This window comes from Pseudomonas sp. 10(2024) (assembly GCF_045164175.1).
GTDB lineage: Bacteria > Pseudomonadota > Gammaproteobacteria > Pseudomonadales > Pseudomonadaceae > Aquipseudomonas > Aquipseudomonas alloputida.
On the sequence record NZ_CP174006.1, the window covers coordinates 1,005,513 to 1,026,402 of the forward strand.

General features: G+C 62.2%; 19 protein-coding genes. 9 read left to right on the forward strand and 10 right to left on the reverse strand.

Translation table 11 applies throughout. From position 1 onward, the window contains the following. Window positions 1-6 precede the first annotated feature (6 nt). The 7 genes from ACI7M0_RS04495 to ACI7M0_RS04525 form a co-directional block, all read right to left on the reverse strand. Entirely contained in the window at window positions 7-933 is a 927-nt protein-coding gene (locus ACI7M0_RS04495) for an ABC transporter permease subunit (RefSeq protein WP_003255259.1), read from the reverse strand. 10 nt (window positions 934-943) lie between these two features. Continuing rightward, complete coding sequence (locus ACI7M0_RS04500) at window positions 944-1,954, reverse strand: ABC transporter permease subunit (protein WP_003255257.1); 1,011 nt, start codon at window positions 1,952-1,954, stop codon at window positions 944-946. 91 nt (window positions 1,955-2,045) lie between these two features. Beyond that, window positions 2,046-3,656 carry an ABC transporter substrate-binding protein gene (locus ACI7M0_RS04505; protein ID WP_177413606.1) on the reverse strand — a complete coding sequence of 537 codons (1,611 nt, stop codon included), beginning with the start codon at window positions 3,654-3,656 and terminating at the stop codon, window positions 2,046-2,048. Between the two features lie 78 nt (window positions 3,657-3,734). Beyond that, complete coding sequence (locus ACI7M0_RS04510) at window positions 3,735-5,114, reverse strand: OprD family porin (RefSeq protein ID WP_104886654.1); 1,380 nt, start codon at window positions 5,112-5,114, stop codon at window positions 3,735-3,737. 228 nt (window positions 5,115-5,342) lie between these two features. Further along, window positions 5,343-6,935: an ABC transporter substrate-binding protein gene (locus ACI7M0_RS04515; protein ID WP_064492386.1), complete on the reverse strand. Its 1,593-nt coding sequence runs from the start codon at window positions 6,933-6,935 to the stop codon at window positions 5,343-5,345. A 146-nt stretch (window positions 6,936-7,081) separates the two neighbouring features. Then, complete coding sequence (locus ACI7M0_RS04520) at window positions 7,082-8,707, reverse strand: ABC transporter substrate-binding protein (protein WP_010952093.1); 1,626 nt, start codon at window positions 8,705-8,707, stop codon at window positions 7,082-7,084. A 378-nt stretch (window positions 8,708-9,085) separates the two neighbouring features. After that, window positions 9,086-9,802: an SIMPL domain-containing protein gene (locus tag ACI7M0_RS04525; RefSeq protein ID WP_003255248.1), complete on the reverse strand. Its 717-nt coding sequence runs from the start codon at window positions 9,800-9,802 to the stop codon at window positions 9,086-9,088. A gap of 202 nt (window positions 9,803-10,004) precedes the next feature. On the opposite strand from ACI7M0_RS04525, the gene ACI7M0_RS04530 reads away from it, so the two are divergent. The 7 genes from ACI7M0_RS04530 to ACI7M0_RS04560 all read left to right on the forward strand — a co-directional run bounded on the left by ACI7M0_RS04530 (window position 10,005) and on the right by ACI7M0_RS04560 (window position 15,717). Next, on the forward strand, window positions 10,005-11,261 hold the full coding sequence (locus ACI7M0_RS04530; protein ID WP_014589781.1) for an ATP-binding protein: 1,257 nt from the start codon (window positions 10,005-10,007) through the stop codon (window positions 11,259-11,261). After that, complete coding sequence (locus ACI7M0_RS04535) at window positions 11,261-11,821, forward strand: response regulator transcription factor (protein WP_003255244.1); 561 nt, start codon at window positions 11,261-11,263, stop codon at window positions 11,819-11,821. Before ACI7M0_RS04530 ends, ACI7M0_RS04535 begins: the two co-directional genes overlap by 1 nt. Window positions 11,822-11,929: 108 nt before the next feature. Further along, window positions 11,930-13,009: a serine hydrolase gene (locus tag ACI7M0_RS04540; protein WP_129932955.1), complete on the forward strand. Its 1,080-nt coding sequence runs from the start codon at window positions 11,930-11,932 to the stop codon at window positions 13,007-13,009. After that, window positions 13,006-13,302 (forward strand): hypothetical protein, encoded by a 297-nt coding sequence (locus tag ACI7M0_RS04545; RefSeq protein WP_010952096.1) that lies wholly within the window; start codon window positions 13,006-13,008, stop codon window positions 13,300-13,302. The genes ACI7M0_RS04540 and ACI7M0_RS04545 overlap by 4 nt, the downstream gene beginning before the upstream one ends. A 44-nt stretch (window positions 13,303-13,346) precedes the next feature. Then, window positions 13,347-13,928, forward strand: a complete 582-nt coding sequence (locus ACI7M0_RS04550; protein ID WP_129932954.1) for a YceI family protein — start codon at window positions 13,347-13,349, stop codon at window positions 13,926-13,928. Between the two features lies 1 nt (window position 13,929). After that, on the forward strand, window positions 13,930-15,087 hold the full coding sequence (locus ACI7M0_RS04555) for a phosphatidylserine/phosphatidylglycerophosphate/cardiolipin synthase family protein (protein WP_104886652.1): 1,158 nt from the start codon (window positions 13,930-13,932) through the stop codon (window positions 15,085-15,087). A 51-nt stretch (window positions 15,088-15,138) separates the two neighbouring features. After that, window positions 15,139-15,717, forward strand: coding sequence for a DJ-1/PfpI family protein (locus tag ACI7M0_RS04560; protein ID WP_003255238.1), 579 nt, complete (start codon window positions 15,139-15,141; stop codon window positions 15,715-15,717). Window positions 15,718-15,747: 30 nt separating this feature from the next. On the opposite strand, the gene ACI7M0_RS04565 is transcribed toward ACI7M0_RS04560, so the two are convergent. Then, window positions 15,748-16,146: a nuclear transport factor 2 family protein gene (locus tag ACI7M0_RS04565; RefSeq protein ID WP_064492390.1), complete on the reverse strand. Its 399-nt coding sequence runs from the start codon at window positions 16,144-16,146 to the stop codon at window positions 15,748-15,750. A gap of 115 nt (window positions 16,147-16,261) precedes the next feature. On the opposite strand from ACI7M0_RS04565, the gene ACI7M0_RS04570 reads away from it, so the two are divergent. Next, window positions 16,262-16,852 carry a GNAT family N-acetyltransferase gene (locus ACI7M0_RS04570; RefSeq protein WP_010952101.1) on the forward strand — a complete coding sequence of 197 codons (591 nt, stop codon included), beginning with the start codon at window positions 16,262-16,264 and terminating at the stop codon, window positions 16,850-16,852. After that, complete coding sequence (locus ACI7M0_RS04575; protein WP_104960837.1) at window positions 16,849-17,721, forward strand: carbon-nitrogen hydrolase family protein; 873 nt, start codon at window positions 16,849-16,851, stop codon at window positions 17,719-17,721. The genes ACI7M0_RS04570 and ACI7M0_RS04575 overlap by 4 nt, the downstream gene beginning before the upstream one ends. A gap of 102 nt (window positions 17,722-17,823) precedes the next feature. On the opposite strand, the gene ACI7M0_RS04580 is transcribed toward ACI7M0_RS04575, so the two are convergent. Together ACI7M0_RS04580 and ACI7M0_RS04585 are read right to left on the reverse strand one after the other, a co-directional pair. Further along, window positions 17,824-19,178, reverse strand: a protein-coding gene (locus ACI7M0_RS04580; RefSeq protein ID WP_405314508.1) for an IS3 family transposase whose coding sequence is annotated in 2 segments (ribosomal slippage) — window positions 17,824-18,702 and window positions 18,705-19,178 — 1,353 coding nt in all. Because the reading frame shifts where the segments join, the coding sequence is not laid out codon by codon here. Window positions 19,179-19,276: 98 nt separating this feature from the next. Further along, window positions 19,277-20,800 (reverse strand): fumarate hydratase, encoded by a 1,524-nt coding sequence (locus ACI7M0_RS04585; RefSeq protein ID WP_003255232.1) that lies wholly within the window; start codon window positions 20,798-20,800, stop codon window positions 19,277-19,279. Window positions 20,801-20,890 lie beyond the last annotated feature (90 nt).

The window sequence follows — 20,890 nt, forward strand, 5'->3', positions numbered from 1 at the left end:
TTCTCCTCAGGCGGCGTTCTTGAGTTTCGGGTCCAGCGCATCGCGCAGGCCGTCGCCCATCAGGTTGATTGCCAGCACACTGAGCAGGATGGTCAGGCCGGGCAGGCTTACCACCCACCAGGCGCGCTCGATGTAGTCCCGGGCCGAAGCCAGCATGGTGCCCCACTCGGGGGTAGGCGGCTGCACGCCGAGGCCGAGGAAACCCAGCGCAGCGGCGTCGAGGATCGCCGAGGAAAAACTCAGGGTCGCCTGCACGATCAGCGGTGCCATGCAGTTGGGCAGCACGGTGACGAACATCAGTCGGGGCAAGCCGGCGCCGGCCAGGCGGGCAGCGGTGACGTAGTCGCGGTTAAGTTCGCCCATCACCGCGGCGCGGGTCAGGCGCACGTAGGACGGCAGGGAAACGATGGCGATGGCAATCACGGTGTTGATCAGGCCAGGGCCGAGGATGGCGACGATGGCCACGGCCAGCAACAGCGACGGCAAGGCCAGCATCACGTCCATCAGGCGCATGATCGACGGGCCGAGCAACTGCGGGAAAAAGCCGGCCAGCAGGCCAAGGAGAATGCCTGGGATCAGTGACATCACCACTGACGACAGGCCGATCAACAGCGATAGCCGTGCACCCTGAATCAGCCGCGAAAGCAGATCACGGCCCAGTTCGTCGGTGCCCAGGATGAACTGCCAGGTGCCGCCTTCCAGCCACACCGGCGGGGTCAGCAGGAAGTCGCGGTACTGCTCGCTCGGGTCATGCGGGGCTACCCAAGGCGCGAACAGCGCGCAGAACACCACCAGGCACATGAAGGCCAGGCCCATCACCGCGCCCTTGTTGCGCGCGAAGGCTTGCCAGAATTCTTTGTACGGGGAGGGGTAGAGCAGGCTCTGGTCCACCGGGCTGGCCGGTGACACGGATTTTGTAATCGGGCTAGTCATGGCAAGGGCCTCAGCGCTGATGACGGATGCGTGGGTTGGCCAGGCCGTAGAGGATGTCCACGACGAAATTGACCAGAATCACCAGGCAGGCGATCAACAGGATGCCGTTCTGGACCACGGGGTAGTCACGGGCACCGATGGCTTCGATCAGCCATTTGCCGATGCCCGGCCAGGAAAAGATGGTTTCGGTCAGCACCGCACCGGCCAGCAGCGTGCCGACCTGCAGGCCGAACACGGTCAGCACCGGGATCAGTGCATTGCGCAGGCCATGGACGAACACCACACGGGCCGGTGACAGGCCTTTGGCGCGGGCGGTGCGGATGTAGTCTTCGCGCAGTACTTCAAGCATCGACGAGCGGGTCATGCGGGCGATCACCGCCAGCGGGATGGTGCCGAGCACGATGGCCGGCAGGATCAGGTGCATCACAGCGTCCTTGAACGCGCCTTCTTCATCGCTAAGCAGGGTGTCGATAAGCATGAAGCCGGTCTTCGGCTCGATGTCGTAGAGCAGGTCGATGCGCCCGGACACCGGGGTCCAGCCCAGGCTCACGGAGAAGAACATGATCAGGATCAGGCCCCACCAGAAAATCGGCATCGAGTAGCCGGCCAGTGATATGCCCATGACCCCGTGGTCGAACAGCGAACCGCGCTTGAGTGCGGCGATTACACCGGCCAGCAGGCCGACGACGCCGGCGAACAGCAGGGCGGCGAAGGCCAGTTCCAGAGTGGCCGGGAACAGGGTGAGGAACTCGCGCCACACGCTTTCGCGGGTGCGCAGCGATTCGCCAAGGTCACCCTGGGCAAGTTTGCCGACGTAGTCCAGGTACTGGACCGGCAGTGGCTTGTTCAGGCCCAGGCGTTCCATGGCCTGGGCATGCATTTCGGGGTCGACCCTGCGCTCGCCCATCATCACTTCCACCGGGTCGCCGGGGATCAGGCGTATGAGCGCGAAGGTCAGCAAGGTGATGCCGAAAAAGGTCGGTATCAGCAGGCCAAGGCGCCGGGCAATAAAACTCAACATTGTCGGGGTTACCTCATCAGGCCGTGGGGCGATCAGCCCGGTACGGCAGTGCCGCCGGTCCCCGTGTGGGTCGCCGGCGGTCGTTGTTGTTCTACTTCACCTTGGTGGTGGCGAAGTTGTTGTTGGTCAGAGGGTTGATCACGTAGCCCTCCACGTTGTCACGCATGGCGGTGAACATCTTTGGATGAGCCATGCTGATCCAGGGTTGTTCGTCATCGTACACTTTCAATGCCTCGTTATAGAGCCTTGCACGCTCGTCGTTGTCGATCACTTCGCGGGCGCGGCTGATCAGCTCCTGGAACTTGGGGTTGCACCAGCGCGCATAGTTCTCGCCACTTTTCACGGCATCGCAACTGAGCAGCGGGCTGAGGAAGTTGTCCGGGTCGCCGTTGTCGCCGGCCCAGCCGGTGGACACCAGGTCGGCTTCGCCGTTCTTCGCCCGGCGCAGCATCTCGGCCCATTCCATGACGCGGATATCCAGCTTGAGGCCGATCTGTTTGAGGTCGGCTTGCAGCATCTCGGCGGACAGGCGCGGGTTGGGGTTGGTCGGGCCGCCGCCGTTGCGGGTGAACAGGGTGATTACCGTGCCCTCGGGTACACCGGCCTGACTGAGCAGTACGCGGGCTTTATCGAGGTCGCGCGGTGGGTTCTGGTTGTGGGTGTTGTAGCCGATCATGGTGGGTGGGTAAGGGTTTACACCTACCAGCGCGTTGCCTTTGCCAAACAGTTGGTCGACATGGGTCTGGCGGTCGAAGGCCATGTTGATGGCTTTACGCACACGCACGTCGTTGAGGTATTTGTGCTGGGTATTCATGGCGATGTAGCCGGTGACCAGGGCCTCGATTTCTTCAACCTTGAGTTTCGGGTCTTGCTTGATCGACGGCACGTCATCGGGCTTGGGATAGAGCGCCACCTGGCACTCGTTGGCGCGCAGTTTCTGCAGGCGCACGTTGCTGTCGATGGCAATGGCGAACACCAGCGCATCGGCCGGCGGCTTGCCGCGGAAATAGTCCGGGTTGGGCTTGAAGCGGACCTGGGCGTCCTTGTTGTAACGCTGGAAGATGAAAGGGCCGGTGCCGATCGGCTTGCTGTTCAGCTCGGCGGTCTTGCCAGACTTGAGCAACTGGTCGCCGTATTCGGCGGAGTAGATCGAGGTAAAGCCCATGGCCATGTCGCGCAGGAACGGCGCTTCCGGTCGGCTGAGGGTAATCACCACGGTGTGCTCGTCAGCCTTGCTGACCGACTTGAGCAGTTCCTTGAACCCCATGCTCTCGAAGTACGGGTAGCCGACGCTGGTCTTGTCATGCCAGGGGTGGTTCGGGTCGAGCTGGCGATTGAGGCTCCACAGCACGTCATCGGCGTTCAAGTCACGGGTGGGCTTGAAGTAGTCGGTGGTGTGGAACTTCACCCCCTGACGCAGATGGAAGGTGTAGGTCAGGCCGTCGGCTGAAATGTCCCAGCGCTCGGCCAGGGCCGGCTGGATCTCGGTGGTGCCGGGTTTGAAGTCGACCAGGCGGTTGAACACTGTCTCGGCCGAGGCATCGGCGGTGACTGCGGTGGTGTACTGGACGATGTCGAACCCTTCCGGGCTGGCTTCTGTACACACCACCAGCGGCTTGGCCGCCAGTTGCGTGGCGCCGCCCAGAAGCAGCGCGACCAGGGCTAGGCGCAACGGCCGCGATTTCATGAAAGCTCTGTGCATGTGTTGAAAACTCCCTGCTTGCATTGGTTCCAGCGTAGCCGCCCCGGCCCGCAGCGAAACGGGCCAGGGCGCCGACGGTCAGAGAATGTTGAACGGAATGGTGGTGACCACGCGGAACTCATCCAGGCTGCCATCGCCCTGGGCCTTGCTGGCGCGATGGGTGGTGTAGGTGGCGCGGATGCTGGTGTCTTTCAGCGGCCCGCTCTGCAGCGCGTAGCTGGTGCCGATACCCCACTCATAGTGGGTTTCGCCATCCAGGCCATTCACGTCGTAGGCAGTGCCGCGGTAGTGGGTGCCGTCGATACCCCAGCCGCGGGCGTTGTACAGGTTGAACTTCAGGCCAGGCACGCCATAGGGCGCCATGTTCAGCACATAGGAAATCTGCAGCGATTTCTCGTTGGGGCCGTTGAAGTCCGACAGCAGCGAGTTGGCCAGGAAGATGCCGTTGGTTTCGTGCAGGTAGTCGAAGTACTCATTGCCGTTGACCTGCTGCCAGGAGGCGCTGAGGGTGTGGGCCTGATGGGTCAGGCCCAGTGACAGGCTGTAGGTGTCGTTGTCGATCTTGCCCATTTTCTGGCTGCCGGCGTCGACGGTCTTGTAGTAGTTCAGGCCGGTGCTCAGGCTGAGCACTGCGCTGTCGCCGAGCACATGGTTGGCGCCGAAGTAGTACTGGTTCCAGAAGTCGTCGACCTTGGTGGCGTACAGGCTGGTACTCAGGCTCTTGAACGGCTGGTAGTTGATGCCGGCGGTGCTGGCACGGTCGGTTTCCACGCCGGTGGCGCTGTACTCGCTGCGGAACTTGCTGAGGCTCTGTTCGGTACGTGGCGAGACGCGGTCGAAGGTGCCCAGGTCGATGCTGAGGTTGTCGAATTCAGCGCTGTGCAGGAACGCGCCCTGGAAGCTCGAGGGCAGGGCGCGGTTGCCGATGTAGGCGATCATCGGCGTGTCCACCGACTGGCGGCCAAGGGTAAGGGTGGTGTTGGACACGCGCGCCTTGATATTGCCCAGGCCCAGTTTGCTCCACTGGCCGACGGGGTCGCCATCGCTGTGGGTGAGGGTGCGGTTGTTGGGGCCGGCGATGGCTTCGCGGCTCTGCTGCAGGGCGATGGCGTTGTAGCCGGCAGCCTCGACGGCGAAGCCCACGGTGCCCTGGGTGAAGCCGGAGCTGTAATTGAGGATGGTGCCCTGAACCCAGTTTTCACGGCTGTGGGTGTCGTGGCGGGTGCCGTCGTTCTTGTAGTACTTCCACAGCGGGGCGCGTGCGGCACGTTCACGGGCATACCAGTTGCGGGTGCTGCCGGACAGGCTTTGGCCGTCGATGAAGCCGCTGGCTTGCGCTTGCTCGCTGCTGCTTTTGAGGGTGAGCGGAATGTAGTCCTGGCTCTGCGGATCTGCCTGGGCCACCGTGGAAAAGGCACTGATGGATAACGCCAGTGCGGTCAAGGTGAATACTTTCAAGGTTAAAGCTCCCTTTCTTTTCTAGTTATGGCCGGCCTTGTGGGCCGGGTGATTGCTGCGGTGTTGCCAGGGGTGCCGCGGGATCGCCGGGCAGAATCGGGGCGTTGTGTTGGCCGTTCTGGCCTCTTCGCGGGCAAGCCCGCTCCCTCAGGTAGGGCGCAGTGTCCGAACCTGTCGAGATCCTGTGGGAGCGGGCTTGCCCGCGAAGAGGCCGGTACTGGCTAACGCTTAATCAACACTCACACCGGAAAAATCATTGCGCCCAAACGGGCTGACCTTGAACTGGGAAACCTTGACGCTAAGCGGCTGGCTCACGGTGGAATGCGCCACCGGCGTAATCGGTACCTGCTGCTTGAGCCGCTGCTGGGCCTGCTGGTACAGGGCGGTGCGTTGCGTACGGTCGGTCACTTGCTTGGCCTGCTTGACCAGGCTGTCGTACTGCGGGTCGCACCACCGCGAGTAGTTGTTGCTGCCGATGGCTTCGCAGCTGTAGAGGGTGCCCAGCCAGTTGTCCGGGTCGCCGTTGTCACCGGTCCAGCCGATCAGGGCGATGTCGTGCTCACCGTTTTTCATGCGCTTGAGGTATTCGCCCCATTCGTAGCTTACGATGCGCACCTTGAATCCGAGCTTGCTCCAGTCCGCCTGGAGCATTTCGGCCATCAGCTTGGCATTGGGGTTGTACGGGCGTTGCACCGGCATCGCCCACAGGGTGATCTCGGTGCCAGGTTTGACACCCGCCTGCTGGAGCAGCTGTCTGGCCTTTTCTGGCGCGTACGGGGCGTCCTTTATGCTGTCGTCATAGGACCACTGGGTCGGTGGCATGGCGTTGACCGCCCGTTGGCCGGCGTCCTGGTACACCGCCTGGAGGATGGCTTCCTTGTTGACCGCCATGTCCATTGCCTGGCGCACTTCCAGGCGGTCGAATGGCGGGTGCTGGGTGTTGTAGGCGATGTAGCCGAGGTTGAAGCCTGGTTGCTGGAGCACCTGCAGCGTGCTGTCGGCCTTGAGCGCCGGCAGGTCGGCCGGGCGTGGGTGCAGGGTCACCTGGCATTCATTGCGGCGCAGCTTCTGGATACGCACCGACGGGTCGGTATTGATCGAGAACACCAGGTTGTCGATCTTCACTTCGTTCGCTGCCCAATAGTCCTTGTTGCCCTTGTAGCGGATCTGCGAATCCTTCTGGTAGCGCTGGAACACGAACGGCCCGGTACCGATAGGCTGCTGGTTGATGTCGCTGGGGCGTCCACTGGCCAGTAGCTGTTCGGCGTATTCAGCGGAGAGGATGGAGGCGAAACTCATGGCCAGGTTCTGGACGAACGCGGCATCGACGGTGTTCAGGGTGAACACCACGGTCAATGGGTCGGCCTTCTCGACGCGGGCGATGTTCTTGTCCAGGCCCATGCCGTTGAAATAGGGAAACTCGGTAGGGTAGGCCTGACGGAACCGATGACCCTTGTCGAGCATGCGGTTGAAGGTGAACAGCACATCGTCGGCGTTGAACGTGCGGCTCGGGCTGAAGGCCTTGTTGCTGTGGAACTTGACCCCTTCACGCAGGTGGAAGGTGTAGCGCAGGCCGTCGTCGGACACCTCCCAGTGCGTCGCCAGGGCCGGGTGCACGGTGGTGCCGCCACGTTCGAACTCGACCAGGCGGTTGTAGATGGGTTCGGCGGCGTCGTTGTCGGTGGCGCTGGTGTACTGGGCGGTGTCGAAGCCGGCTGGGCTGCCTTCAGAGCAGAACACCAGGTTGTTGGCCAGCAGGACCGGGGATTGGCTGACCAGGCCCAGAGCCAGCAGCGCGGAAAGGCGGGTAACGTGGCGCATGGCAAATCCTTTTTCATCTGTTCGCGCCGCCTCCGGGTACGAATGGCGGCAACAGTTCGCCGTCCCCGCAGCGTATGGCCGCAGGACGACATGAAGAGGTGGCGGGGGTGAAGGGCACCCGCGATTCAGCGGGTGCCTCAGTCAGCCTATTTGTCCACGCTGACGCCGTAGAAGGAATTCAGCGCGAACGGGCTGATCTTGAAGTCCTTCACCTTGGCGCTCATGGGCTGGTAGACAGTGGAGTGGGCGATCGGGGTGATCGGTACCTGCTCCTTGAGGATATGCTGCGCCTTCTGGTACAGCTCGGTGCGCTTGGCCTGGTCGGACGTGGCCTTGGCCTGCTTGATCAGGTCGTCGTAGGGCTTGTAGCACCACTTGGAGAAGTTGTTGCCATCGACGGCATCGCAACCGTAGAGGGTACCCAGCCAGTTGTCCGGGTCACCATTGTCACCGCTCCAGCCAATCAGCATGGCACCCTGTTCGCCACCTTTGGAGCGCTTGATGTACTCGCCCCATTCATAACTGACGATCTTCGCCTTGATACCGATCTTGGCCCAGTCGGACTGGAGCATTTCAGCCATCAGTTTGGCATTGGGGTTGTACGGGCGTTGCACGGGCATGGCCCACAGGGTGATTTCGGTGCCTTCCTTGATGCCGGCTTCCTTGAGCAGTTGCTTGGCTTTCTCGGGGTCAAAGGCGGCGTCCTTGATGCTGTCGTCATAGGACCACTGCGTGGGCGGCATGGCGTTGACCGCCAGCTGGCCGGCGCCCTGGTACACCGACTCGATGATCTTTTTCTTGTCCACGGCCATGTCCAGCGCCTGTCGGACTTTCAGCTGGGCCATGGGGTTGGCCTCGTTGCTGCCCTTGATCTTGTCCATCACGTTGTACGCGATATAACCGAGGTTGAAACCGGCCTGCTGCGGCATTTGCAGGTTCTTGTCGGCTTTTAGCGGCTCGATGTCGGCCGGGCGTGGGAACAGGGTGACCTGGCACTCGTTCTTCTTGAGCTTCTGCATGCGCACCGAGGCGTCGGTGGTGATGGCAAAGATCAGGTTGTCGATCTTCACGTCCTCGGGCTGCCAGTAGTCCTTGTTGCCCTTGAAGCGGATCTGCGCGTCCTTCTGGTATTTGCTGAACACGAACGGGCCGGTGCCGATCGGCTTCTGGTTGATGTCGGCGGCCTTGCCGTTCTTTAGGAGCTGGTCGGCGTATTCGGCGGACTGGATCGAGGCAAAGCTCATGGCCAGGTTCTGGATGAACGCGGCGTCAACCTCGTTGAGGGTGAACTTCACCGTGTGCTCGTCAAGCTTCTCCACCTTGGCAATGTTCTTGTCCATGCCCATGTCGGTGAAGTATGGAAACTCGGTGGGGTACGCCTTGCGGAACGGGTTGTCCTTGTCGAGCATGCGGTTGAAGGTGAACAGCACGTCGTCGGCGTTGAACGGGCGACTGGGCTTGAAGTAGTCGGTGGTGTGGAACTTGACCCCTTCGCGCAGGTGGAAGGTGTAGGTCTTGCCGTCGTCGGACACTTCCCATTTGGTCGCCAGGCCCGGGATGACCGCAGTGCCGCCGCGCTCGAACTGGGTCAGGCGGTTGAACACGGTCTCTGCCGAGGCATCGAAGTCGGTCCCGGTGGTGTACTGCCCCGGATCGAAGCCAGCCGGGCTGCCTTCGGAGCAGAACACCAGGTTGGATGCGGCAACGGCCGACGGTGCGCCGCTGAGCAAGCCTGCACCCAGCAGGAACGGAATGACTGCGTGTTTGAGCATGGTGGCCTCATTGTTGTCATTTTTTGGATGAGGTGGCCTCGTGAGCCGACCTGCGGATACTTATGCAGGGGGCGTTCCCATTGCAACAGGTACAAGGATAGTTGACGCCGGGAAAGTGGCACGAACGTACATGGATGTCGCATCGGTATAACTTTTGGCGAAGTTAAACGTTTGCGTAGGCAAAATGATGGCGTTTTGCGCGATGTTTCTAGGCAGGGGAATGCGTAGGACGCACCCTGTTGGTGCGTAAGAAATGTCTGAAAATCGTGACAATGACGCAGTCACCCGTAGGAGCGGGTTTACCCGCGAACACGGGCGAAGCCCGTGCCTCCACCACCGTGTCTGCTCGCGGGCTCCCACAAATGATGCGTGGACGCCTTATGGCATCTGCACTTCGATCAGGCCATCGGCATTCATGCTCACTTCACTGGTGCCTGCCTCGATATCTGGCGCCGGTGCCGCTTCATCAGCCCCCATGGCCTTCATCGCCATCGGCGCGCTACGCAAGTACGGGCGCGGGTAGCCGCTGCTGTTGAGATTCAGGCTCACCACTTTGTAGCCTTTGCCACCCAGCGCTTCGGTCGCCAGTTGCGCGCGTGCCTTGAAGGCATCGACCGCATCCTTGAGCAGAGCATCCTCGCTGGCCTTGCGCGTGGCCGGGGCGATGGAGAAGTCCATGCCAGCCATTTTCAGCTCTTGCAACAAATCGGCGGTAAGCTGGGACAAGGCCGGGAAGTTGGCGCTTTCAAGGCGCAGTTCGGCGCGCTCGCGCCAGCCGGTAATTTTCTGGCCCTTGCTGTCATACACCGGGTAGCTGTTGCGGCTGCCTTGGCTGATCTTCACGTCCTTGACCTGGCGCGACTGCTGCACGGCCTTGTTCATGGTTTCGGTAATCTGCTTGGCGAGCTTGCCCGGGTCGCTGTTCTGCGCTTCGCTGTACAGGGTCACGACCATCAGGTCGCGCGCCACTTCCTTGCTGACTTCGGCACGCAGCGATACCTGGTTGAAACGCGGTTCATCGGCAGCCAGTGCCGGCAGGCTGGCGAGCAGGCCGCAAGACATGATCAGGGCGGCGCCGCGACGTGGGATTTGCATGTGGTACTCCTTGGCATTTGAAGGCGTGGGGGCTGGTCATCCATTCCACGCATGGCCCATAGGACCGGCAACAGTGTAGTGGGTTCAAAAGTGCCATCATGAACCTGTGACAAAGTGTGGCGCTTTGCCGCATCGCTGCAGCGAGGCGCCCGGCTTCGGTATACTCCAGCCGATTTTTCTGGAGCACTCATCAGGAGAGCTCATGCTCGCCGCCGTACAACCGTTGTCCGCTACCCGCCAGAACCTCTGGCGCCTGACCGTCATTCGGGTCCTGGTCCTGGCTGCCCAGGCCGGCTCGGTGGGCGTTGCCTACTGGACCGAACTGCTGCCATTGCCCTGGCTGTCACTGGCCGGCACCTTGGCCTTGTCTTCGTTGCTGTGTGCCTTCACGGCCCTGCGCCTGCGGCTGTCGCTGCCCGTCACCGAAATGGAGTACGCCCTGCAGCTGGCCTGTGACCTGCTGATCCACAGTGCCTTGCTGTATTACTCCGGCGGCTCGACCAACCCGTTCGTGTCGTATTACCTGGTGCCGCTGGCGATCGCTGCGGTGACCTTGCCGTGGCTGTATTCGCTGATCCTGTCGGGCATTGCGCTGACGGCCTACAGTTTGCTGCTGGTGCAGTTCTACCCGCTCGAAGGGCTGCCGATGGCGCGGGACAAGATGCAGGTCTACGGCATGTGGCTGAGCATTGCCCTGGCGGCGGCTGTGATCACCTTCTTTGCCGCGCGCATGGCCGAAGAGCTGCGCCGCCAGGAGCAGCTGCGTTCAGAGCGGCGTGAAGAAAGCCTGCGCGACGAGCAACTGCTGGCTGTGGCTACCCAGGCTGCCGGTGCCGCCCATGAACTGGGTACACCGCTGGCGACCATGAGCGTGCTGATCAACGAAATGCGCCAGGACCACACCGACCCGCTGTTGCAGGAGGACCTGCAAATCCTCCAGGACCAGGTAAAGCTGTGCAAAGAGACCTTGCAACAGCTGGTGCGCGCAGCCGAAGCCAACCGGCGCCTGGCCATCGTGGAGCAGGATGTCACCGCCTGGCTGGACGAGGCGCTCAACCGCTGGCACCTGATGCGCCCGGAAGCCAGCTACCGCTTCCAGCGCCTGCGCGACGGCAAGGTGCCGCGGCTGGCGCCGCCGCCAGACCTGACCCAGGCGTTACTGAATCTGTTGAACAATGCCGCCGATGCCTGCCCTGATGATCTGGAGGTTCGCCTGGACTGGGACGCCCAAGACATCGTCATCAGTATCCACGACCATGGTCCTGGTGTACCGCCAGCCATTGCCGAAGCCATTGGCAAACCTTTTATTACCACCAAGGGCAAAGGCTTCGGCCTGGGCCTGTTCTTGAGCAAGGCCAGCGTGACCCGTGCGGGCGGCTCGGTGAAACTCTATAGTCATGAACAGGGTGGCACCCTGACCGAACTGCGCCTGCCCTATGGCAAGCGAGGAGATGAATGATGAGCGAAGAAAACCAGGTCGAAAGCGAAGAGCTGCCGCACCTGCTGCTGGTGGATGACGATGCCACCTTCACCCGGGTCATGGCCCGGGCCATGAGCCGTCGCGGTTTCCGTGTGAGCACTGCCAGTTCTGCCGAAGAAGGCTTGATTCTGGCCCAGCAGGATCTGCCGGACTACGCCACGCTGGACCTGAAGATGGATGGCGACTCCGGCCTGGTGCTGCTGCCCAAGCTGCTGGAACTGGACCCGGAAATGCGCGTGGTGATCCTGACCGGGTACTCGAGCATTGCCACCGCAGTGGAGGCGGTCAAGCGCGGTGCCTGCAACTACCTGTGCAAGCCGGCTGACGCCGATGACGTGTTGGCAGCACTGCTGTCGGAGCACACCGACCTGGATACCCTGGTGCCGGAAAACCCGATGTCGGTCGATCGCCTGCAGTGGGAGCACATCCAGCGCGTGCTGAACGAGCATGAAGGCAATATCTCGGCCACCGCGCGGGCGCTGGGCATGCACCGACGGACGTTGCAGCGCAAGCTGCAGAAGCGACCGGTTCGGCGCTGATTCCTTATCGATGATGTTGGCCTGTTCGCGGGGGAATCCGCTCCTGCAACTGTGAGCGCGGGCTTGCCCGCGAAGGGCTGCTAAGCAGCCCCAATCAAGGCGAGCTCGATGAAGGTACTGTTGGTCATCCTTGCGCTGGTTGCAGGTAGCGCCAAAGCTGAAGACTGGCCTGACCCGCAGTGGCAGAACGACCCTGCCACCCTCGACTGGCAGGCCGTCGATGCCTACGCCTTTCCTGCACGCTCCCCCTCGGAGCGCAACGGCATCCGCACGGACGCTCTGTTGATCATCCGCGACGGGCGTATCCTCCACGAGCGCTACACCGCGCCCACCCGCGCCGCCACCGCGCACCTGACCTGGTCGGTAAGCAAGAGCGTACTGGCCACGGTAATGGGCGTAGCCCAGGGCGAAGGCCGCTTCCAGCTGCAAGACCCGGTCAGCCGCTTCTATCCCCCCATGCGCGCCCACCCAGGCGTGCGCGTGGCCGACCTGCTGCACTGGGCCAGTGGCCTTGAGTGGCAGGAAGACTACGAATACGCGCCGCTGAAGTCCTCGGTGGTGGCCATGCTGTATACCCGTGGCCGCGCAGACATGGCCGCCTACGCGGCGGCCCGGGGTGCCGCCGCCAGCCCCGGTCAGCGGTTCCTCTACTCCAGCGGCGACAGCAACCTGCTAGCCGCTGCGCTGCGTGGCATGCTCGATGCCGGGCAGTACCCCGACTACCCCTGGCACGCACTGTTCACCCCGTTGGGTATCGGCAGTGCGGTGTGGGAGCGTGACCGGGCAGGCACCTACGTAGGCTCTTCCTATCTCTACCTCAGTGCCCGCGATTTGGCCCGTATTGGCCTGCTGATGCAGCGCGACGGGCGCTGGCAGGGCCGACAATTGCTGCCCAAAGCCTGGGTAGCTTTCAACCGCACCCCGTTTGCCCAGGCCCAAGCGCTGCCTGGCGAGGCCATCCCGGGTGGCCACTGGTGGCTCAACCAGCCGCTGGCTGGCGCCGAACGGCCTTGGCCCAGTGCACCCGCAGACACCTTCGCCGCCCTTGGCCACTGGGGGCAGGCGTTATATGTGCTACCTGAGCAAAGGCTGGTGATCGTGCGCTACGCCGATGACCGCGACAGCAGCTATCGACACGACGAATTGCTCAAGCGGGTGCTGGCGGTACTGGCCGGGGAGGGGGCATGAAGCGGTTATTGCTGCTGGCGCTGGCAGGGCTCCTGTACTGGGCCTGGCAGGAACGCCAGGCGCTGGCGGACTTCCCCGGCATACTCTCGGCCTACTCGGCCAAGGAATATTGTTCCTGCCGCTTTGTCATGGGCTTCGACAAGGTGTACTGCCAAGGGTACGTGAAGCAGTGGCTGCCACTGAGCCTGCTGGAGGAAAACAGCCAGCAGCAGCGAGTCACCGCTGAAGGCCTGGGGCGGCGCAGCCAGGCGGCCTGGCAAGGCGCGCGTGAGGGCTGCCGCTTGCTGCCATGAATGCAGGCGGGTAAGGTTGGCGGCCTGGTTTCACGAGATCTGTCATGTTCAAGTTGCCCCGTCTGCTGCCTGCCTTATTGCTGGCTCTGTGCCTGCCCGCTCATGCCAATTGGCACCTGGATGGCGAATCTTCACGGCTGTCGTTCATCACCGGCAAGAACGGCGACACCGCCGAAGTGCATCGCTTTCTGGTGTTGCATGGCACGGTCGATCGCAAGGGTATGGCCGGGTTGAGGATCGAGATGGACTCGGTGAGCAGCGGTATTCCGCTGCGTGACGAGCAAATGCGCGACAACCTGTTCGAGGTCGAGCGCTTCGCCGAGGCCACAGTGAAGGCGCAGATCGACCTGCAGCCGATCAATGACCTGGCCGACGGTGCACAGATCGAATTGCGCCTGCCGCTGACGGTCACCCTGCATGGCCAGTCGCACAGCTACAATGTCCTGTTGCTGGCCACCCGCCTGGATGCGCGGCGCTTTCAGGTGGTGACCCTTGAGCCTCTGGTGCTGCGCGCCGAAGATTTTGGCTTGGTGCCGGGGCTGGAAAGCCTGCGCAAGTTCGCCAGGTTGAAGTCCATCAACCCGTCGGTACCGGTTAGCGCGGTGCTGATCTTCACTGCGCGCTGACATGGCGGGGCCGGTCTTCCCCTGGCGGGATGGCAATCAGTTCGAACTGCTTATCGACGGCCCTGCGTTCTTTCCGCGCATGCTCCTGGCGATCATGCGTGCCGAGTTCCAGGTTGACCTGGAGCTGTACCTGGTCGAGGCCGGTGCCTGTGCCGAGGCGGTGGTCGACGCGCTGGAGCAGGCTGCCCGGCGTGGCGTGCGGGTGCGGTGCCTGTTCGATGACTACGGTTCATTGGCCTTCAACAGCGCGTTGCGTCAGCGCCTGCTGGACGCTGGCGTGTACTTGCGCTGGTATAACCGCCTGCGCTGGAAGCGTGGCCTGCGTAACCTCTACCGTGATCATCGCAAATTGCTACTGGTTGACGAACGTTGGGCAGTGGTGGGGGGGACGGGCGTTACCGACGAGTTCTGGACGCCGGGTGAGGCGACCAGCGAATGGCACGAAGTGATGGTGCAGATGCAGGGGCCGGTGGTGAGCGACTGGCAGTTGCTGTTCGACCGTCAGTGGCAAGCCAACAACCGCCGCACCGCCTGGCGCCCTGCTGAAGGCTTTGGCCTGCCGCGTCTGCCCAAGGTGCCTGCGCAGGGGCAGGGCATGGGCCGGGTCGCTTATGCCGACGCCCGCCAGCACCAGGACATCCTGCATGCGCTGGTACGGGCGCTGAACAGCGGCCAGAAACGGGTGTGGCTGGCCACGCCGTACTTCTTGCCGACCTGGAGCGTGCGCCGGTCGTTGCGCCGGGCTGCCAGCAAGGGCCTGGACGTGCGTCTCTTGTTGACCGGCCCGCGTACCGATCACCCCTCGGTACGCTACGCCGGGCATCGTTACTACCCGCGTCTGTTGCGTGCGGGCGTACGGATTTTCGAGTACCAGCCGTGCTTCCTGCACCTGAAGATGGCTGTGGTAGACGACTGGGTCAGCGTCGGTTCGTGCAACTTCGACCACTGGAACTTGCGCTTCAACCTTGAAGCCAACATCGAAGCGCTCGACCCGCCGTTGACAGCGGCGGTGGTGGCCAGCTTCGAGCGCGACTTCGCCCAGAGCGAAGAAGTCGACCTCGCCCACTGGCATGCGCGCCCTTTGTGGCGCAGGGTGAAGCAACGGATCTGGGGCTGGCTCGATCGGCTGGTGGTCAACTTCCTCGACCGCCGTGACTGACAGCGGCTATCGTGCAGTGACTATTCACAGTTAACCGAAGGAGTGGGCGAGATGACGGCGAAGAAAATTCTCATGCTGGTGGGCGACTACGTCGAAGATTACGAAGCGATGGTGCCGTTCCAGGCCTTGAGCATGGTGGGCCACACGGTGCATGCGGTGTGCCCGGAAAAGCTGGCGGGGCAGACCGTGCGTACCGCGATTCATGACTTCGAGGGTGAGCAGACCTACAGCGAAAAGCCTGGGCACAATTTTGCCCTGAATTATGATTTCGTGCGGGTGCGGCCCGAGAGTTATGACGCGCTGCTGATCCCGGGTGGCCGGGCGCCGGAGTACCTGCGCCTGAATGAAAAGGTGTTGGACCTGGTGCGGGCGTTCGACCAGGCCGGCAAGCCGATTGCGGCGGTGTGCCATGGTGCCCAGCTGCTGGCGGCGGCAGGGGTGCTGGAGGGGCGTGAGTGCAGCGCGTACCCGGCATGTGCGCCAGAAGTGCGCCTGGCGGGTGGCACGTTCATCGACATCGCGGTGGACCAGGCGCATGTGGATGGCAACCTGGTGACCGCACCGGCATGGCCGGCGCACCCGGCCTGGCTGGCGGCGTTCCTGCAAGTGCTGGGCACGCGTATTGTCTGACAGGCTTGATTGAGTTGGCAGCGGGTTGCTTCAGGCAACCTGCTCCACCCAGTCATTGAGGTTGTAGTAGTTGGTCACCCGGGCAATCTTGCCACAGTGAATATAGAAGAACGCCCCCGCCGGCAGCACATAGGTCTGGCCGTTTGCTGTCGGCAACCCTTCGTCATCGGCCAGGTATTGGCCATGCACGGTGAACTCCGCCGCCGCGCGGCTGCCATCGGCGTTCTGCATCACCACGATGTCGGCCAGGCGCTCGCGGTAGCAGCGGTTCATCTTTTCCATGAACGCGGCGAACCTGGCCTTGCCCATCTGGCGCTCGCCCTGGTTGATGTCGTGGATCACGTCTTCGCTGAGCAGCGCCAGAAACGCCTGCATGTCACCCGCGTTGAAGGCGGCGTAGTAAGCATTTACCAGTTCGGTTGCGGTCATGGAACATTTCCTGTCGTGTAGGGAAAAGGCGGGTCGTTAACTCGGATGATAGGGTTTCCCCTCAAGCCCGGCTTAGCCGAGCGCGTCATCCACATCGACAAAACGACCGCCAAACATGGAAATACGCCTGTTGCACGGTGCCGCTATCGCGCCTTACATCGATGACCTCGCTCGCCTGCGCCTTACTGTGTTCCGCGAGTTCCCCTACCTTTACGACGGCACCCCGGAGTACGAGGCCGACTACCTGGCCAACTATGCCCGCTCCGGGCGCAGCCTGGTTGTGCTGGCGCTGGACGACGGCAAGGTGGTCGGCGCCTCTACCGGCCTGCCGCTGGTGGATGTCGCGCCCGAATTCCAGCAGCCATTCCTGGCCCAGGGGCGCGACCCGGCCAGTGTGTACTACTTCGGTGAGTCGCTGGTGTTGCCGGCATACCGCGGACAGGGCCTGGGGGTTCGCTTCTTCATCGAGCGCGAGTCCTACGCACACAAACTGGCCGAGTTCGATTACTGCGCGTTCTGCGCGGTCGAGCGACCCGGTGCGCACCCGCGCCGGCCAGCCGAGTACAAACCCCTGCACGGCTTCTGGCGCAACCGCGGCTTCCTGCACGACCCATCGCTGCGTACCACCTACGCCTGGCGCGATCTGGACGAGCAGGAAAGCTCCGACAAGCTGATGTCGTTCTGGCTCAAGGCACTGCCGGTATGATCCGCCTGGCAGCCTGCCAGTACGCCATCGAGCTGCACGAAACCTGGGACGCCTACGCCGACCACCTGCAAGGCCTGTGCGCCGAAGCGGTGGAGGCGGGGGCACACTTGCTGCTACTGCCGGAGTACGCCGGGCTGGTGCTGAGCGGCCAGCTGAATGCCGGGCAGCGGGAAGACCTGAAGGCTTCGATTGCCGGTATCCAGCCGCTGATCGAACCTTGGAAAGCGTTGTGCGAGAGCCTTGCCCGACGCTGGGGGATCTACCTGCAACCGGGCAGTGTGCCGGTGCTGGACAACGATGGGCGCTACCGCAACCGTGCCTGGCTGTTCGGCCCCCAAGGTGTGCTGGGTTATCAGGACAAACTGATGATGACCCGCTTCGAGCGCGAGCAGTGGGACATCGCTGCAGGCCAGGGGCTGCAGGTGTTCGAAACCGAACTGGGGCGCTTGGGCATCCTGATCTGCTACGACAACGAGTTCCCGATGCTGGCCCGCCGCCTGGCCGAGTGTGGTGCCGACCTGATCCTGGCGCCAAGTTGTACCGATACCGAAGCCGGTTACCACCGGGTGCGTATTGGCGCCCAGGCGCGCGCCCTGGAGAACCAGATTGCCGTGTTGCAGAGCCCGACGGTGGGGGTGGCGCCCTGGTCGCCGGCATTGGACGAGAATATCGGCCGGGCAGGCTTGTTCGTACCGCCGGATCACGGGATGCCGGGGGATGGGGTGGTGGCGTTGAGCGAGCAGCTGAACCCGGACTGCAGCCAGTGGCTGGTGTGTGAGGTAGATTTGGAGGAAGTGCGGCGGGTGAGGCGGGAAGGGCAGGTGTTTACCTGGCGGGACTGGCCGGAGCAGTTCGAGAGAGTCCTGTGATGACTGTGGCGGCCTCTTCGCGGGCAAGCCCGCTCCCACAGTCAAATGCGTAGCCTTCTGGCTTGCGCTGTACGTGGACTGCCCCCCAAAAGTTGGACAGTTTTAAGCTGCAGCCTGAGCCCTGTACTCCACAGGGCTCAGGCCATTGAGCCTCAGCTTGATGCGATCATGGTTGTAGTAGTGAATGTACTCATCCAGACCCGCTCTCAGCTCATCAATGCTCTCGAAACGCTTCAGGTAGAAAAACTCAGATTTGAGCGTGCCGAAGAAGCTTTCCATGGCCGCGTTGTCCAGGCAATTGCCTTTTCGAGACATGCTCTGCTTTACCCCACATTCGCTTAGCTTACGGCGGTATTGCGCCTGCTGGTAATGCCATCCCTGATCCGAATGCAGCACGAGCTTCGGTTTCTCTCCCAGGCAATCGAGCGCTTTGCCAAGCATGTTCCCAACCAGGCTATAGCACGGGCGGCTGGCCATTTCGTAGGCCACGATTTCGCCGTTGTACAAATCCATCACGGGCGACAGATAGAGCTTCTGTTGAGCTACTTTGAACTCGGTTACGTCAGTCACCCACTTCTGGTTTGGGCGTTGAGCGACAAAATTTCGCTCCAGTACATTCGCTGCCACTTTGCCGACGGTACCTCGATAGGAGCGATATTTCTTGGGGCGCACTACTGATTTCAATCCCTGCTCAGCCATCAGCCGTTCAATGACCTTCTTGTTCACCCGCTTTTCCTTCCTGATTACGAGTGCGACACGGCGATAACCATAAAGCCGTTTCTGCTCGTGATAGACGCGATGCACCAATGCCTTGAGCTCAGCATGCCGGTCTGGCTTCTGCTGAGCTTTGAGCTGGTAGTAGAAGGTGCTGCGCGCCAGCTCGACCAACTGAAGGAGGTCAGGCAAAGGAAACCTGCGCTTGAGTTTGGAAACGATCAGGACTTTTTCCCGCGTGTTCGTTCCTTTTCCTCGCGCAGAGCCTTGAGCTCCTTTAGGACAGCATTCTCCATGCGCAGGTACTCAAGTTCAGCCATCAGCTGATCTCGAGACTTCTGATCATCATTGGTATCGGTGGGTTTGGCAGGCTTGATCTTCTTCGACACGTCGATTGGCTTTCTTGGCTTGGTGGCAGTAGAGGGTGCAGGACTGCCACTGTAGTACTGCCGCTGCCAAATGCCTATCTGAGAGGACTGCCCAAGACCAAAGTGGGCAGCAGTCTGGCGCAGCGAAAGCCGATGCTCGTGCATATAGCTAAGCACCTGCTGTTTGAAATCACTGGTATAGCGCCGCCCATGCGAGCCTGGACCAATGCCATTATTGGCCTGATAACTGGCCACCCAGCGTCGAAGCAGGCTGAAATCGATACCTAAGTGTTGAGCCACCTTTCTGAAACCGTTGCTGCCATCCAGGTAGGCTGTGATCGCTGTGAGCTTGAATTGCTCGGTGTACTTACCCATAGATCCCCCAAGGGTTGGATTGGTGTCCAACTTCTTGGGGGCAGTCCAACGTGTGGGAGCGGGCTTGCCCGCGAAGCAGCCGCCGCAGTTACATCAGGTTACTTCACTTCGACGGCCAGGCTTTCGGCAATCTTGCTCTGCCACAGGGCAGGGCCAGTGATGTGTACCGACTCACCGTTGCTGTCCACGGCGACGGTCACCGGCATGTCCTTGACCTCGAACTCGTAGATCGCTTCCATGCCCAGCTCGGCGAAGGCCAGTACCTTCGACTTGCGGATGGCCTGGGCGACCAGGTAGGCAGCGCCGCCAACGGCCATCAGGTACACGGCCTTGTTGTCCTTGATCGCCTCGATGGCGGTCGGGCCACGCTCGGACTTGCCGATCATGCCCAGCAGGCCAGTCTGCTCGAGGATCTGGCGAGTGAACTTGTCCATACGGGTAGCAGTGGTCGGGCCGGCTGGGCCTACCACTTCGTCACCCACCGGGTCGACCGGGCCGACGTAGTAGATGAAGCGGCCTTTCAGGTCTACCGGCAACTCTTCGCCACGGTTGAGCATTTCAACCATGCGCTTGTGCGCGGCATCGCGGCCGGTCAGCATCTTGCCGTTGAGCAGGATGGTTTCACCCGGCTTCCAGCTGGCCACTTCTTCCGGGGTGATGTCGTCGAGGTTGACGCGACGGGCGCTCGGGCCGGCTTCCCAGACGATTTCCGGGTAGGCGTCCAGCGACGGCGCTTCCAGTTCTGCCGGGCCGGTGCCATCGAGCACGAAGTGGGCGTGGCGGGTAGCAGCGCAGTTGGGGATCATGCACACCGGCAAGGACGCGGCGTGGGTCGGGTAGTCCATGATCTTGACGTCGAGCACGGTGGTCAGGCCACCCAGGCCCTGGGCGCCGATGCCCAGCTGGTTGACCTTGTCGAACAGCTCCAGGCGGATTTCTTCCAGGCGGTTCTGTGGGCCACGGGCTTTCAGTTCGTGAATGTCGATGGACTCCATCAACACTTCCTTGGCCATGACCGCGGCCTTCTCGGCGGTACCGCCGATGCCGATGCCGAGCATGCCAGGCGGGCACCAGCCAGCACCCATGGTCGGCACGGTCTTCAGTACCCAGTCGACGATCGAGTCGGACGGGTTGAGCATGGCCATCTTCGACTTGTTTTCCGAGCCGCCGCCCTTGGCTGCGACATCAACTTCCACCTTGTCGCCGGGGACGATGGAGTAGTGGATCACTGCCGGGGTGTTGTCCTTGGTGTTCTTGCGGGCACCGGCCGGGTCGGCCAGGATCGAAGCGCGCAGGACGTTTTCAGGCAGGTTGTAGGCGCGACGCACACCTTCGTTGATCATGTCGTCGACGCTCATGGTGGCGCCGTCCCAGCGCACGTCCATGCCCACGCGGATGAACACGGTGACGATACCGGTGTCCTGGCAGATTGGACGATGGCCGGTGGCGCACATGCGCGAGTTGATCAGGATCTGGGCGATGGAATCGCGTGCAGCAGGCGATTCCTCACGCAGATAGGCCTCGTGCATGGCCTGGATGAAATCGACGGGGTGGTAGTACGAGATGAATTGCAGGGCGTCGGCGACGCTCTGAATCAGGTCGTCTTGCTTGATCACGGTCATGCAGCGCGCTCCTCTTAAAGACGGGAACATTCAAAAAGACGCTCGACATAGCCGACCAGCACGTCGAAGCGCCTTGCAAGGCGCCGGCAG

Bases quoted from the DNA above. Each gene is read 5' to 3' on its own strand.
- ACI7M0_RS04495 (WP_003255259.1), bottom strand. From the start codon at position 933: ATGACTAGCCCGATTACAAAATCCGTGTCACCGGCCAGCCCGGTGGAC.
- ACI7M0_RS04500 (WP_003255257.1), bottom strand. From the start codon at position 1,954: ATGTTGAGTTTTATTGCCCGGCGCCTTGGCCTGCTGATACCGACCTTT.
- ACI7M0_RS04505 (WP_177413606.1), bottom strand. From the start codon at position 3,656: ATGCACAGAGCTTTCATGAAATCGCGGCCGTTGCGCCTAGCCCTGGTC.
- ACI7M0_RS04515 (WP_064492386.1), bottom strand. From the start codon at position 6,935: ATGCGCCACGTTACCCGCCTTTCCGCGCTGCTGGCTCTGGGCCTGGTC.
- ACI7M0_RS04520 (WP_010952093.1), bottom strand. From the start codon at position 8,707: ATGCTCAAACACGCAGTCATTCCGTTCCTGCTGGGTGCAGGCTTGCTC.
- ACI7M0_RS04525 (WP_003255248.1), bottom strand. From the start codon at position 9,802: ATGCAAATCCCACGTCGCGGCGCCGCCCTGATCATGTCTTGCGGCCTG.
- ACI7M0_RS04530 (WP_014589781.1), top strand. From the start codon at position 10,005: ATGCTCGCCGCCGTACAACCGTTGTCCGCTACCCGCCAGAACCTCTGG.
- ACI7M0_RS04535 (WP_003255244.1), top strand. From the start codon at position 11,261: ATGAGCGAAGAAAACCAGGTCGAAAGCGAAGAGCTGCCGCACCTGCTG.
- ACI7M0_RS04540 (WP_129932955.1), top strand. From the start codon at position 11,930: ATGAAGGTACTGTTGGTCATCCTTGCGCTGGTTGCAGGTAGCGCCAAA.
- ACI7M0_RS04545 (WP_010952096.1), top strand. From the start codon at position 13,006: ATGAAGCGGTTATTGCTGCTGGCGCTGGCAGGGCTCCTGTACTGGGCC.
- ACI7M0_RS04550 (WP_129932954.1), top strand. From the start codon at position 13,347: ATGTTCAAGTTGCCCCGTCTGCTGCCTGCCTTATTGCTGGCTCTGTGC.
- ACI7M0_RS04555 (WP_104886652.1), top strand. From the start codon at position 13,930: ATGGCGGGGCCGGTCTTCCCCTGGCGGGATGGCAATCAGTTCGAACTG.
- ACI7M0_RS04560 (WP_003255238.1), top strand. From the start codon at position 15,139: ATGACGGCGAAGAAAATTCTCATGCTGGTGGGCGACTACGTCGAAGAT.
- ACI7M0_RS04565 (WP_064492390.1), bottom strand. From the start codon at position 16,146: ATGACCGCAACCGAACTGGTAAATGCTTACTACGCCGCCTTCAACGCG.
- ACI7M0_RS04570 (WP_010952101.1), top strand. From the start codon at position 16,262: ATGGAAATACGCCTGTTGCACGGTGCCGCTATCGCGCCTTACATCGAT.
- ACI7M0_RS04575 (WP_104960837.1), top strand. From the start codon at position 16,849: ATGATCCGCCTGGCAGCCTGCCAGTACGCCATCGAGCTGCACGAAACC.
- ACI7M0_RS04585 (WP_003255232.1), bottom strand. From the start codon at position 20,800: ATGACCGTGATCAAGCAAGACGACCTGATTCAGAGCGTCGCCGACGCC.